Origin of the sequence: Xanthomonas campestris pv. phormiicola (assembly GCA_025666215.1) — a bacterium.
Classification (GTDB): domain Bacteria; phylum Pseudomonadota; class Gammaproteobacteria; order Xanthomonadales; family Xanthomonadaceae; genus Xanthomonas_A; species Xanthomonas_A campestris_A.
Window position 1 is genome coordinate 1,731,380 of record CP102593.1, and the last position, 13,317, is coordinate 1,744,696.

Below are 13,317 nucleotides of genomic sequence, written 5' to 3' on the forward strand. Positions count from 1 at the left end.
CGATGAAGGTGGCGGTCTACAGCGCGCGGCGCTACGACATGAGGTTGCTGGCGCAGGCCAATGTCGCGCATGGCCACGACCTGGTGTTCGTGCAGGACGCGCTGAGCGCGGCGACGGTGCCGCTGGCGGCCGGCTGCGGCGCGGTCTGCGTGTTCGTCAACGACCTGGTCGACGACAGCGTGCTTGGGTTGCTGGCCGCGCTCGGCGTCGGCCTGGTCACCACCCGCTCCACCGGCTTCAACCATGTCGATGCGCTGGCCGCGCGGCGCCACGGCATCGCCACCGCGCGGGTCGGCGACTATTCGCCGTACTCGGTGGCCGAGTTCGCGGTGGGACTGCTGATCGCGGTCAACCGGCGCATCGCCCGCGCCAGCCAGCGCACCCGCGACGGCAACTTCGAACTGGACGGGCTGATGGGCTTCGACCTGCACGGGCGCACCGTCGGCGTGGTCGGCACCGGCAAGATCGGCCGCATCTTCGCCCGCATCATGGCCGGCTTCGGCTGCCGCATGCTCGGCTTCGATCCATTCCCGCATGCCGAGTTCCTGGCGCAGGGCGGCACCTATGCGGACCTGCCGACGCTGCTGGCGCAGAGCGACGTGGTCTCGCTGCACTGCCCGCTGACGCCGCAGACCCGGCACCTGATCGACGCGGCCGCGCTGCAGCGGATCAAGCCCGGCGCGCTGCTGGTCAACACCAGCCGCGGCGGCCTGGTCGATACCGAAGCGGTCATCGCCGCACTGAAATCGGCACGGCTGAGCGGCCTGGCGATCGACGTCTACGAGCAGGAAGCGGACCTGTTCTTCCACGACCTGTCGGCCACGGTCATCACCGACGACGTGATCCAGCGCCTGGTGTCGTTCCCGAACGTCATCGTCACCGGCCACCAGGCGTTCTTCACCGAAGAGGCGATCGGCCAGATCATGGCGGCGACGCTGGACAACGTCAGCGCCTTCGCACACGGCGCGCCGCTGCCGAACCCGATTCCGCTGCCGCCCGGCACTGCCAACGGCATCGGCTGACGCGAACCCGCGCTAGAAATTGCGGCTGAAGCGCACCGTGCCGGCGCCGTCGGCGCTGTGCACGTCCACCACGAAATTCAGCTGGTCGTGCTCGCTGATGCGCACCGTGCCGACATAGTCGGTGTAGGCATCGGTGACCGCTTCGCGCAGGGCGATGGGTTGCCGGCGCCCGCTCAGGTCGGTGGCCACCGCGCTGACCTGGCCGCTGGCCGGCAATTCCTCGCCGGCTTGCACGCGGCGCAGCGCGATCATCACCAGGGCGGTGTCGGCGGCGCGCACGATGCCGTAGCGGCGCGCCACGCTGTCGCTCATCGCCAGCGTCGGCAGCGCGTTGTAGTGCACCCGCAGCGCGCCCAGGTCGGCCTGCGCGGGTGTCGCCGCGAGCAGCGTGGCGGGGCGCGGCGCGTCCTGCGCCGAGCAGGCGGCCAGGGCCAGGCACAACAGCACGGCGGCAGGCAGGCGGCGCATCGGCGGCTCCGGGTCAGTCGTTGGCGGCGGACAGGGCGCGGCCGCGTGCGGCGGCGGCGGCGATGGCGGTGGCGGTCAGCGCTTCGAAGCCGCCGGCCTGGAAGGTCTCGATCGCGGCCTGGGTGGTGCCGTTGGGCGAGGTCACCCGCCGCCGCAGTTCGCTCGGCGCCTCGCCGGATTCGGTGAGCATGCGCGCCGCGCCGAGCAGGGTCTGCAGCACCAGCGTGCGCGCCGCCGCGGCCGGCAGGCCTTGCGCGATGCCGGCCGCTTCCATCGCCTCGGCGAGCAGGAACACATAGGCCGGGCCGCTGCCGGAGACCGCGGTGACCGCATCGATCAGCGCCTCGTCCTCGACCCAGACGGTGACGCCGGCGGCAGCCAGCAAGTGTTCGGCCTGGCGCCTGTGCGCGGCGCTGGCCTGCGCGTTGGCGAACAGGCCGGTGACGCCGGCGCCGAGCAGCGCCGGCGTGTTCGGCATCGCCCGCACCACCGCGTGCGCGCCGCCCAGCCAGCGGTCGATCTGCCGTGCGGTGATGCCGGCGGCGATGGACAGCAGCAGCGGCCGCTGCGCCTGGGCCAGCGTGGCCAGTTCGTTGCAGACGCTGCGCAGCACCTGCGGCTTGACCGCGAACACCCACAGCGGCGCGCCGTCGGCCGCTTCGGCCGCCTCGGCGACTGCGTGCACGGCGTAGTCGGCGGCCAGGGCTTCGCGCAGCGCCGGTACCGGCTCGGCGACGCGGATGGTGTCCGGCGCGATGCCCTGCCGGACCAGTCCGGCGATCAGGCTGCGGGCCATGTTGCCGCCGCCGATGAAGGCGATGTCGGCGCTGGAATGGGGAGGAGGCATGGCGAGGGCACCGAGGACGCGAGTGCGCCCATGGTAGCGGCTGCAATGCCGGCGGACAGCCTGTCGGCCGCTGGCCGGCGCAGCGAGCGGCCGCCGCTGCCTTCCCGATGGCCCGCGCTGGCGACAGGCCGCATGGCCAGCGCGGGGTGGCTCAGTTGGCTTCGGTGAAGGCGATCGAGGGCGTGGTGCCGCCCGATGCGGTGCAGCTGCCCAGGTTGAGATTGTTGGTCTCGCCGGTGGTGCCGGCATTGGCGGCGCAGGTCGGCGCGGCGGTGGAGCCGTTGGTCGCCGCCACCTTGACCGTGATCGACGAACCGGAGTTGAAGTTCGCGCGCGACCCGCCGGCATTGCCGACCACGTTGAACTCGGACGACTTCCACACCGTCGCCAGTTTCACCACGCTGTCATTGGCGCTGATGCTGTAGGCGGTGCTGCCGTTGGTGAAGGTGATGCTGTCGTTGCCGTTGCCGTTGGCGGTGGCCGAACCGGTCAGCTCGACGTTGGCCAGCTGCGTGGCCGGCACGTCGGGGGTGCTGACCGCATTGCTGTTGCGGCAGCAGTCGGTGCCGTCGTCGCTGAGCCAGCCGCTGGGGCAGCTGGAGCCGTAGCCGATCAGCCAGTACTGGATGAACACCGCGGCCTCGCCCTGGGTCTCGTAGCCGGTGGCGTAGACGAACTACTGCCACACGGTGCAGCCGGAGTGCCCGTTGCAGACGCTGGTGGTGCCGTCGTAGTTGGAGTTGATCTGCAGCGAGTATGCGTTGGGGCCGAGAATGCCGCCGCCGCCGAAGGCGGCCACGCCGACGCTGGTTTCGGCGGTGGCCCCGCTGACCTGCGGAAAGCTGCCCACGGTCTTGCTGATCAGGGTGCTGGACTGCAACGCGTAGTCGTAGTCGTAGCCGTTGCCGGTGGTTTCCGAAGCGCCCCAGTGGACGCGGTGCGGGATCGGATGGATGTGCCGGGTCAAGGTCTTGCAGGTGTCCGCTTGCCAGTCGGTGCTGGGGTAGGTGGCGTGGAAGCAGCCTTCGGCCGGTGTCGGCAGGTGCGCCATCGTGTCGCGCCAGGCGCCGTGCGCGCGCACCTCGGCGGGCGTCATCAGCGATTCGTCGGTGGCCGACGCCGCAGTCGCCACTGGCGTGGCCACCGCAGCGGGGACCTGCAGCAGGCCGACGACACACGAAGCAAGCAGGAATCTGGTCGATGCATCCATTTTATTGACCTCGTACGAGCCGATCACATTCGGTGATGGACGGCGGAGAGTCCGCTGTCGCCGCCATGGGAGCGGAGTTTTCCGGGTCAGAACCTCGACCGATTCAACGGTTGTGCATGCCGCATCCGCATGCGTCTTGCTTCAAGTGGAAAAACTATGGTTTTCAATCATTTGAGCTACGACATATTTCCGATGTCACTAAATCGCATTTGAATATTTCGTAGACAAGCGTTCGGTTGCGCTTGCCGCTGTCGCATCTTGCCCGCTTGCGCGTCGTTGTCAGGGGGCGACGTGCGCTGCGCGGCTGCCGAACAGCGCGGTGCCGATGCGCACCATCGTCGCGCCGTCGGCGATCGCCGCGGCGAAGTCGCCGCTCATGCCCATCGACAGCGTGTCGGCGCCGGGGTGCCGCGCTTGCAGTCCGTCGAGCAGGGCGCGCATGCGTTGGAACGCCTGCCGCCGCAGCGCCTGTTCGGGGAACGGCGCCGGGATCGCCATCAGCCCGCGCAGGCGCAGCGTCGGCTGCGCGGCGATCGCCGCGGCCAGCGCGTCCACCTCGCCGGGGGCGCAGCCGTGCTTGCTGGTCTCGTCGTCGATGTTGACCTGGATCAACACGTTCAGCGGTGGCCGCTGCGCCGGGCGGCCGTTGCCCAGGGCGGCGACCAGCTTGATCCGGTCCACGCTCTGCACCCAGTCGAACAGCACGGCGGCCTGTTCGGCCTTGTTCGACTGCAGGTGGCCGATCAGATGCCATTCCAGCTGCAGCCCCGCCAACTCGGCGATCTTGCCGGCCGCTTCCTGCACGTAGTTTTCGCCGAACGCGCCTTGTCCCTGCGCGGCCAGGGCCGCGATCGCCGCGGCCGGTTGGGTCTTGGACACGGCCAGCAGGCGCGCCGGCGGGCGCTGCGCGCAGGCCGCGGCACGGTCCATGTCCAGGCGGATCTGCTGCAAGGGAGAGAGGGGCACGGGCGGCGCTTCTGGCAATGGGGAAGGGCGCTATACTGCCGCCCGGGGAATCATCCTTCCAGTCGCAGCCCAAGGGGAAAAGCAGCGTATGGATATCGCTGAACTATTGGCGTTCTCGGTCAAGAACAAGGCATCCGACCTGCACCTGTCCGCCGGCCTGCCGCCGATGATCCGGGTCGATGGCGACGTGCGCCGCATCAACATCCCGGCGCTGGACCACAAGCAGGTGCACGCGCTGGTGTACGACATCATGTCGGACAAGCAGCGCCGCGACTACGAAGAGTTCCTCGAAGTCGACTTCTCGTTCGAGATCCCCAGCCTGGCGCGCTTCCGCGTCAACGCGTTCAACCAGAACCGCGGCGCCGGCGCGGTGTTCCGTACCATTCCCTCCGAAGTGCTGACCCTGGAAGACCTGGGCTGCCCGCCGATCTTCCGCCAGCTGATCGACCAGCCGCAGGGCCTGATCCTGGTCACCGGGCCGACCGGCTCGGGCAAGTCGACCACGCTCGCCGGCATGATCGACTACATCAACAAGAACGAATACGGCCACATCCTCACCGTCGAGGATCCGATCGAATTCGTGCACACCTCGCAGAAGTGCCTGATCAACCAGCGCGAAGTGCACCGTGACACGCACGGCTTCAACGAGGCGCTGCGCTCGGCGCTGCGCGAAGACCCGGACATCATCCTGGTCGGCGAGTTGCGCGACCTGGAAACCATCCGCCTGGCGCTGACCGCCGCGGAAACCGGGCACCTGGTGTTCGGCACCCTGCACACCAGCTCGGCGGCCAAGACCATCGACCGCATCATCGACGTGTTCCCGGCCGGCGAGAAGCCGATGGTGCGTTCGATGCTGTCCGAATCGCTGCGCGCGGTGATCTCGCAGGCGCTGCTGAAGAAGGTCGGCGGCGGCCGCACCGCGGCGTGGGAGATCATGGTCGGCACCCCGGCGATCCGCAACCTGATCCGCGAGGACAAGGTGGCGCAGATGTACTCGGCGATCCAGACCGGCCAGCAGAACGGCATGCAGACCCTGGACCAGCACCTGCAGGACCTGGTCAAGCGCAGCCTGATCACCCGCAACCAGGCGCGCGAGTACGCCAAGGACAAGCGGGTCTTCGAGTGAAGCCGGGACCGGGGACTCGGGACTCGGAAAAGCGATGCATCGCGGTTTGATCTTTCATTGGGTGGACAGGGCAGGATCGGGAATCGGCGGCTTGCGCTGTTCGAGTCCCGAATCCCGAGTCCCGAGTCCCGGAGCCTGCAAATGAGCACCATCGACTTCACCTCGTTCCTGAAACTGATGGCGCACCAGAAGGCGTCGGACCTGTTCATCACCTCGGGCATGCCGCCGGCGATCAAGGTGCACGGCAAGATCACCCCGATCACGCAGACGCCGCTGACCTCGCAGCAGAGCCGCGACCTGGTGCTGAACGTGATGACCCCGGCGCAGCGCGAGGAGTTCGAGAAGACCCACGAGTGCAACTTCGCCATCGGCGTGGCCGGGGTCGGGCGCTTCCGCGTCAGCTGCTTCTACCAGCGCAACCAGGTCGGCATGGTGCTGCGCCGGATCGAGACGCGCATCCCCACCGTCGACGAACTGAATCTGCCGCCGGTGATCAAGACCCTGGCGATGACCAAGCGTGGCATCATCATCTTCGTCGGCGCCACCGGCACCGGCAAGTCGACCTCGCTGGCGGCGATGATCGGCTACCGCAACCAGAATTCCACCGGGCACATCATCACCATCGAGGACCCGATCGAATTCGTGCACAAGCACGAAGGCTGCATCATCACCCAGCGCGAAGTCGGCATCGACACCGACAGCTGGGAGAACGCGCTGAAGAACACCCTGCGCCAGGCGCCGGACGTGATCATGATCGGCGAGGTGCGCACCCGCGAGGGCATGGACCACGCCATCTCCTTCGCCGAAACCGGCCACCTGGTGCTGTGCACCCTGCATGCCAACAACGCCAACCAGGCGATGGACCGCATCATCAACTTCTTCCCCGAGGACCGCCGCAGCCAGCTGCTGATGGACCTGTCGCTGAACCTGCGCGGCGTGGTCGCCCAGCAGTTGATCCCGACCCCCGACGGCAAGGGCCGGCGCGTGGCGATGGAGATCATGCTCGGCACGCCGCTGGTGCAGGACTACATCCGCGAGGGCGAGATCCACAAGCTCAAGGACGTGATGAAGGAGTCCACCAACCTGGGCATGAAGACCTTCGACCAGAGCCTGTTCGAGCTGTACCAGGCCGGCGAGATCAGCTACGAGGACGCGCTGCGCCACGCCGACTCGCAGAACGAAGTGCGCCTGCGCATCAAGCTCGCCCAGGGCGGCGATGCCAGGACCCTGGCGCAGGGCATGGACGGGGTGGAGATCGCCGAGGTGCGCTGAGCCGGCCTGGGCAGCGATCGCAAGGGCGCGGGGCAGGATGAGGGGAATCAACGTGGCAGCGGTCGTCTCCCGTTCGTCCACTGGCGCCGTGTTTTCAGCCAAACACTCGCTGGAGTCCATCCTGGACTCTTCAATCGAAGGGAGGGAAGTCTGCGTGAACGACGCGCCTGGATTGCTCTGGTCGACACAGCCGCATGCCGGCTACTACATCAATTCGGTGGCGGTGTCCGACGATGGCGATGTCATCGCCGCCGGCACCTTCTTCCACGACTATGGCGGCGCCTCGCAGATGGCCGGGCTGGACGCCGTGCCCGACGCCCAACGCAAGATCTTCGAACGCGTGGCGCCTGCCGCCACGCGCAGCGACGTGCGCGACAACCAGGACGGGTGCTTCGGCACCTACGTCTGGGATCGTGCCGGCAAGCCGCTGCTGGCGAAGGAATTCGACGGCTGGCAGGGCGTGTACTGGGTGGATGTCGCGGCGAACGGCAGCACCGTCGCCAGTTGCGGCTGGAAGAGCCAGAATCCGTATGCGGGCTTCATCGGGGCGTGGGCGCTACCGGGCGGCGAGGAGCTCCTGTCGTTTCCTCTTCCCGGGCGCGGCAACATGGTCTCGCTGGATGGCCGTGGGCAGACCTTGCTGGCCGGGGCCGAGCAGGGCCATCTGTTCTGCCGCGACGGCGCCACGGCCTTCGCCGCGCCAGTGTGCATCGCGCTGAGCGCTGCCGGCGACACCGTCGTCGCCACGGGCATCGCGGTCGACGGCGGCACCGGACTGGTGGCCAGCTATCACGGCGAGATCATCCTGTTCTCGATCGCGTCCGGACAACCGGCGGCCCTGGCGCGCTGGCAGTTGCCCAATGGCGCCTACACCCATGCCGCCGCGCTGTCCGGCGATGGGCGCAGGGCCTATGCCGGCGCCAGCGACGGCACGCTGTACGCCTTCGACGTGGCCGCGTTCCAGGGCATGCCCGCGCCGGTCTGGAGCGAGGCGGTCCCCGGTGGCGCCAAGACCATCTACGGACTGGCCTGCGACGGTGCCGGAGACAAGGTCGCGATCGCCGGCAACCTCGCGCAGGGCGGCATCGTCGCCGTGTACGCCGATGCCGGTAGCGCGGCACAACTGCAGTGGACGTCACCCAGCCAGCACTCGCCCAACTGCCTGGCGTTCGACCCCGGCGGGCGCTGGTTGGGGCTGGCCGATGGCCACCCCGACGGCACGCCCGGCGGGTTCACCCTCTGGGATGCGAGCGACGGCACCGAGCAATGGAACTGGGCCGCGGGCAACATGAGCTGGCCGATCCGCCTGTGCGCCGATGCCTCGGTGGTGGTGGGTGGCAGCGACGACAGCACGGTCACCGCGTTCGTCGGCCCCGGCTCGGCTCCCGCCCGGGACCGGCCGGAGGCGGATGGATGACAGGCTGGGACGCCGAGGCGCCGACCCGCACGCGCGCCGCGGCGCCGCGCCGCCCTGGCGCGCTGCTGGTGCTGTCGGCGGCGCTGGTGGCGGGGTGGCTGGCGGGCTTCGAGTTGGCGCGGGTGCTGGGCTATCAGACGCATGCCAGCCTGTGGTTCCCGCCGGTGGCGGTGACGTTGGCCGCCTTCATGGTGCTGGGCTGGCGCGGCGCGCCGGCGATCGCCATCGCGTGCGTGCTGGCCACGCTGCTCAGCTTCTATCGCACGAGCGGCCACACGGCCGTCCCCGATCGGGCGGTCCTGGAGTACGCGCTGCTGTTCACCGCGCAACAGTTCTGCATCTGGGGCGGCCTGGCCTGGCTGCTGCGCCGGGTCGGCCAGGGGATGTCCTCGACCAGCCTGCCGCGCGCGGTCACCTACTTCATCCTGGGCGGCGGAGTGGCCTCGCTGCTGTCTGCCTGCCTGGGCGGCGCGGGCCTGGTCGTCACCGGCGCCATCGACCTGCCGACCATGTTCGCCCAGTCGATCCCGTGGGCGATCGGCGACTACGCCGGTCTGCTGGCGCTCGGCCCGCTGGCGATCCTCGCGGTGCTGCGTCTGGCCGAGTTCCTGCAGATCGCGCCGTGGCCTGGCATCCCGCGCTTGTCGGGGATGATCGCGCCGAGCGGAAGCGCCACGGGCTATCTGGTCAAGCTCGCGCTGCTGCTCGGCGTCACCCTGGCGGTGATGTGGCTCGCGGCCGCGTTGCCGCGGCAGCCGGCGGTGGTCTTCGCCTTGTTCGTGGTGGTGGTGATCCAGTTGTGGATCGTGCATACCCACGGGATACTGCAGGCGCTGGTGGCGATCGCCGCCTTCAGCCTGCTGATCGCACTGGCCACGCCGCTGCTGCGGCTCGAGGTGCAGGCGCTCGCGCTGCAGTTCGCCATGATCAGCCTGGCGGCGAACAGCTACTTCGGTTTGGCCGTCCCCGGGCTCTACGCCGACAACACGCGGCTGCGCCATGCGCTGGTGCGCGATCCCGTGACCGGGGCGCTGTCGCGGACCGGATTCCTGGAGCAGGTGCTCAACGATCTGCAACTGGCCGCCGAGGATCCCCGTCCGTTGGCGGTGATCGTCGCCGACATGGACAACCTCAAGGCGATCAACGACCAGTTCGGACACGCCGCCGGCGATGCGGCCTTGCGTGCCTTCGTCAAGCGCTGCCGGAGCTGTCTGCGGCCGGGCCAGTTGCTCGGGCGCCGCGGGGGCGACGAGTTCGCGCTGTACCTGCCGCTGACCACGCCGGAGAAGGCGCGCGGGCTGACCGATGCGCTGCGCGGGGCGCTTGCCAAGCCCGGCGAGGACGACGGGTTCGCGACCGGGCTGTCGGCCAGCTTCGGCCTGGCCCTGTGCACCCGGCGGGATCTGGACGCGGAGGCGCTGGAGGAACTTCTCGAACGCGCCGATGCGGAGATGTACGCGGACAAGCGGCAGCGCCGCGCCTTCGCTCGCTGACCGCGGTCGACGCGGCGCGATTCGACAAACGCATCGGCCGAGTGCCACGCATGCAAATGGACAACCCCTACGCCGTCCCCGCCGCCGCGCTGGCGGACGCCGCGCCCGATGCCGCCCCGACCGATCCGCTGGCCACGCTGTTCGCGCCGTCGGGCATCAAGCTGGCCCTGCTGTGCACGACCAGCTTCGGCTGGTATGCGCTGTACTGGTTCTACCGCAACTGGCAGGCGATCCGCCTGATCTCCGGGCGCCGGCGCATCTGGCCGGTGTGGCGCTCGGTGTTCTCGCTGATCTGGATCTTCGCCTGCTTGCGCGCCCTGGATCGCTTGATCGGCGCGCACCGCCGCAGCGTACTGGGCTGGTGGGGACCGGCCCTGGCCTATGTCGGATTGAGCCTGCTGGCGGCGTGGCCGACCCGACTGTCGTTCCTGGCGCTGCTGTCCTGGACGCCGCTGCTCGCGATCAACCGGCGCCTGGTCCGCTTCAAGCGGGCGCGCGGCTTGCGCGAACGCCCGCAGGAGCGATTCAGCGCGTGGACGTGGGTGTGGCTGGCGATCGTCGCACCGTTCTTTTCGCTGGCGATCTTCATGCTGGTGGTGAACGTGCTGCTGCAGCAACCGATCCAGGTGAACTTGCCCGCACCCCGCTGAGCCGGCGTCGCGAGGGGGTTCCGGCGCATCGCCGGTCCGGCATGCGGTCGCGATCCGTGGATGAAGTTTCATCTGCAACCACCGCCCCGCTTGGTGTCTAATACCGCATCCCCGCGTCTTGCCTATTCCCGTGAGCCTCCCCGATTCCGATCTGCGTCCGGACCTGGACCCTTTGCCCGACGACGGTACCGTCGTCACGTCCGGGCCGCTGACGCCGCCGGCGGATTCGGCCGGCACCGCGCGCGATGCGCAGGCGCTGCGGCACAGCGTGGCCGAAGACATCCAGGGCATGCTGCTGGCGACGCTGGTGGCCTCGCTGGGCCTGGCGGTGTTCGCCAAGGGCGGACTGATGATCGGCGGCATGGCCGGGGTGGCGTTCCTGCTGCACTACGCGCTGGGCTGGAACTTCGGCCTGATGTTCGTGCTGGTGAACCTGCCGTTCTACTGGCTGTCGGTGCGGCGCATGGGCTGGGAATTCACTTTGAAGACTTTCGTCGCGGTCGCCGCCTGCGGCGTGCTGACCGATCTGCTGCCGCGCTGGGCGCAGTATTCGGCGATGACGCCGCTGTATTCGGCGCTGGTCGGCGGCGCGCTGGTCGGGCTGGCGATCCTGTTCTTCATCCGCCACCGCGCCAGCCTCGGCGGCGTGGGCATCCTGGCGGTCTACCTGCAGCGCAGCCGCGGCTGGAGCGCGGGCAAGGTGCAGATGGGTTTCGACGGGGCGCTGATGCTGATCGCGTTCTTCGTGCTGGCGCCGCAGCAGGTGCTGTACTCGGCGATCGGCGCGGTGGTGCTGAGCCTGGTGCTGATGTTCAACCACCGCTCCGGGCGCTACATGGGCGTGTGAGCGAGCGGCACGCCGCAGCGCCTGCGTCGCGCGAGGCGCGCAATGCGCGGCGCGTGGGTCTGCGTTGGACGCAGGCGGCGAATGCCGAAACCGCGGCCAGGCGGCGCTCGATGCCGTGCCGATCCCATGCGCGTGCAACCGCCGTTGCGGCAGTGGGCGCCCGATCCACCTTTCGCATTTTCATGATGCGCATTCCATGTGCTGCGGGCGCGTGACTGCCGCAACAGTCCGAGCCAGGACGCCCTGCCTTGGGTGCAGGCATGGGGCCGTTCGCAACTGTCTACGGGAGATCCCGCGTGTCTACGAAATGGCCTTGTCGGCGCGTTCGCCGTCGGCGCATGCTGGTTGCGCAGGCGGGGGCAATACGCGCGAATGACGTGACGCGATCCACGGGAGTCATCGTGCCTGCGATGGGGAAACCACACTAGATTTCCAGCGCTTGCCGGTTCGGCATCGTGATGCTGCCGTGCGGCTGTGCGTGGCAACGGGAAGTGGCGTTTTCAGCTGTCTTTCGAGCACCGAAGGAGAATGCGATGAAGCGTGCGACAGGGTTCGCGGCGTTTGTCTGTGTCTTGATCGCGGCGTGTTCGGCCGTGAATCCCGGTCCCGGTCCGGGACCGCAACAGGGCAATGGCGGCGTGCTGCCGACCAAGCCGGGATCCGTGGCCGGCGCCTGCGTGCCGCCCGGGTCGCCGAATTCGAACTGGTTTCCGCACGCGAATACGCCGGCGCCGGATTCGACGGCTTTCGGTTCCGACAGCACCAATTGCGACTTCCACATCTGGTCGTGGAATGCGTTCCTGTGGCTGACCCAGGACGTGGGCGGGCAGCCGCGGTTCCTGACCATGACCACCGACGGCATCGGCGGTGTCGCCGACGGCGTGCTGGACCCGTTGATCGGCCGCGCGCAGCAGGCGCGCACCGTGGAGCTGATCGATCAGGCCGGGCCGGACGGGGTGTTGGTGGACCGCAACGGACGCGCGGTCTACTACTCGATCCACTCCAACGACGTCTTCGGCCAGTTCATCGCCGGCAACGGCCTGCAGGACCCCAGGCGACTGCGCGCATTCGATCCCGACACGGCCTTTCCGGTGGGCAGCATGACCCTGAAGGCGGCGTGGAAGGTGGTGCAGCCGGGCGAGGACGTCTCGACGTTCTATACCCGCCAGGCGCAGATCGCGAAGCTGGGCATGCGCAAGGGCAAGATCGTCGCCACCGCCGACACCGAAACCCAGACCGTGGCGCTGGTCGGCTTCCATATCGGCGGCACGGTCAACGGGCATCCGGAAATGATCTGGGCCACCTTCGAACACCAGGCCAATGCGCCGGACCTGCCGCAGCCGATGGAGAAGATGCAGCCGAACGACATCGTCTCCAGCAAGGATTGGACGTTCTATCAGGCCAATACCCCGATGAAGCAGTGCAACCTCAACGCCGCCGGTTCCGGTGCGCTGACCTTGAACGCGCAGACGCAGACCCTGAGCCCGGTCACCCAGGTGTGCCGCATGGTGCCGTACGGCGGGCAGAAGCCGTGCCCGCCCGGGGCGACGGACTGCAACATCCCCAACATCATGTCGATGAACACATCGGTGCACAGCCAGTTGAACGATGTGTGGAAGAACTACTTCGAGGTCGGCGCGATCTGGTTCAACCAGCTGGACGCGCTGCAGCCCAACTGCACCTTCCAGCCCGGCTCGTCGCTGGAGTGCGTGCCGCCGGATAAAAAATCGCCGCTGCTCACCGGTTCGATGCGCCTGTCCAATTCCACCATCGAGACCTTCACCCAGGTGCAGAGCGCGCAGGACAACTGCTTCGCCTGCCACAACACCACCCAGGTGATTTCGCCCGATCCGCGCGCGCAGTCGTTGCCGGGGCTGAACGTCAACCTCAGCCATGTGGTGATCAACGACTACTTCCAGGCGCAGCTGCCGCAGAAGGCGCCACCGGCGCCGCGGCCGGCCGCGCAGCGCTGATGCGCGCCATTCCATCCGGATCAGGA

Annotated in this window: 14 protein-coding genes; 8 read left to right on the top strand and 6 right to left on the bottom strand. The window is 68.6% G+C overall.

Annotation, left to right across the window (positions count from 1 at the left end; genetic code table 11):
• The first annotated feature begins 2 nt into the window (after nucleotides 1-2).
• Nucleotides 3-1,022, top strand: a complete 1,020-nt coding sequence (locus NRY95_07035; protein UYC17700.1) for a 2-hydroxyacid dehydrogenase — start codon at nucleotides 3-5, stop codon at nucleotides 1,020-1,022.
• Nucleotides 1,023-1,034: 12 nt separating this feature from the next.
• On the opposite strand, the gene NRY95_07040 is transcribed toward NRY95_07035, so the two are convergent.
• From NRY95_07040 to NRY95_07060, 5 genes are all read right to left on the bottom strand, one after another.
• A complete protein-coding gene (locus NRY95_07040) occupies nucleotides 1,035-1,490 on the bottom strand; it encodes a DUF4426 domain-containing protein (GenBank protein ID UYC17701.1) in 456 nt (151 codons plus the stop codon).
• Nucleotides 1,491-1,503: 13 nt separating this feature from the next.
• The gene (proC, locus tag NRY95_07045; protein UYC17702.1) at nucleotides 1,504-2,337 is read right to left on the bottom strand and encodes a pyrroline-5-carboxylate reductase; all 834 of its coding nucleotides are present in this window, start codon (nucleotides 2,335-2,337) and stop codon (nucleotides 1,504-1,506) included.
• A 151-nt stretch (nucleotides 2,338-2,488) separates the two neighbouring features.
• Nucleotides 2,489-2,971 carry a hypothetical protein gene (locus NRY95_07050; protein ID UYC17703.1) on the bottom strand — a complete coding sequence of 161 codons (483 nt, stop codon included), beginning with the start codon at nucleotides 2,969-2,971 and terminating at the stop codon, nucleotides 2,489-2,491.
• A gap of 42 nt (nucleotides 2,972-3,013) precedes the next feature.
• Nucleotides 3,014-3,547: a hypothetical protein gene (locus NRY95_07055; protein ID UYC17704.1), complete on the bottom strand. Its 534-nt coding sequence runs from the start codon at nucleotides 3,545-3,547 to the stop codon at nucleotides 3,014-3,016.
• Between the two features lie 279 nt (nucleotides 3,548-3,826).
• Nucleotides 3,827-4,477, bottom strand: coding sequence for a YggS family pyridoxal phosphate-dependent enzyme (locus NRY95_07060; GenBank protein ID UYC18531.1), 651 nt, complete (start codon nucleotides 4,475-4,477; stop codon nucleotides 3,827-3,829).
• A 124-nt stretch (nucleotides 4,478-4,601) separates the two neighbouring features.
• On the opposite strand from NRY95_07060, the gene NRY95_07065 reads away from it, so the two are divergent.
• From NRY95_07065 to NRY95_07090, 6 genes are all read left to right on the top strand, one after another.
• Nucleotides 4,602-5,639 carry a type IV pilus twitching motility protein PilT gene (locus tag NRY95_07065; protein UYC17705.1) on the top strand — a complete coding sequence of 346 codons (1,038 nt, stop codon included), beginning with the start codon at nucleotides 4,602-4,604 and terminating at the stop codon, nucleotides 5,637-5,639.
• Nucleotides 5,640-5,780: 141 nt separating this feature from the next.
• Entirely contained in the window at nucleotides 5,781-6,911 is a 1,131-nt protein-coding gene (locus NRY95_07070) for a PilT/PilU family type 4a pilus ATPase (protein ID UYC17706.1), read from the top strand.
• Nucleotides 6,912-7,065: 154 nt separating this feature from the next.
• Nucleotides 7,066-8,328, top strand: coding sequence for a PQQ-binding-like beta-propeller repeat protein (locus NRY95_07075; GenBank protein UYC17707.1), 1,263 nt, complete (start codon nucleotides 7,066-7,068; stop codon nucleotides 8,326-8,328).
• On the top strand, nucleotides 8,325-9,821 hold the full coding sequence (locus NRY95_07080; GenBank protein ID UYC17708.1) for a diguanylate cyclase: 1,497 nt from the start codon (nucleotides 8,325-8,327) through the stop codon (nucleotides 9,819-9,821). Before NRY95_07075 ends, NRY95_07080 begins: the two co-directional genes overlap by 4 nt.
• 50 nt (nucleotides 9,822-9,871) lie before the next feature.
• Nucleotides 9,872-10,471: an MFS transporter permease gene (locus NRY95_07085; GenBank protein ID UYC17709.1), complete on the top strand. Its 600-nt coding sequence runs from the start codon at nucleotides 9,872-9,874 to the stop codon at nucleotides 10,469-10,471.
• A 130-nt stretch (nucleotides 10,472-10,601) separates the two neighbouring features.
• Complete coding sequence (locus tag NRY95_07090; GenBank protein ID UYC17710.1) at nucleotides 10,602-11,318, top strand: YitT family protein; 717 nt, start codon at nucleotides 10,602-10,604, stop codon at nucleotides 11,316-11,318.
• 424 nt (nucleotides 11,319-11,742) lie between these two features.
• Here the strand turns inward: NRY95_07090 and NRY95_07095 are convergent, their stop codons facing one another.
• A complete protein-coding gene (locus tag NRY95_07095; GenBank protein UYC17711.1) occupies nucleotides 11,743-12,180 on the bottom strand; it encodes a hypothetical protein in 438 nt (145 codons plus the stop codon).
• Here NRY95_07095 and NRY95_07100 point away from each other — a divergent pair.
• On the top strand, nucleotides 12,164-13,291 hold the full coding sequence (locus NRY95_07100; GenBank protein UYC17712.1) for a hypothetical protein: 1,128 nt from the start codon (nucleotides 12,164-12,166) through the stop codon (nucleotides 13,289-13,291). The two genes, NRY95_07095 and NRY95_07100, sit on opposite strands and share 17 nt — an antisense overlap.
• Nucleotides 13,292-13,317: the final 26 nt, after the last annotated feature.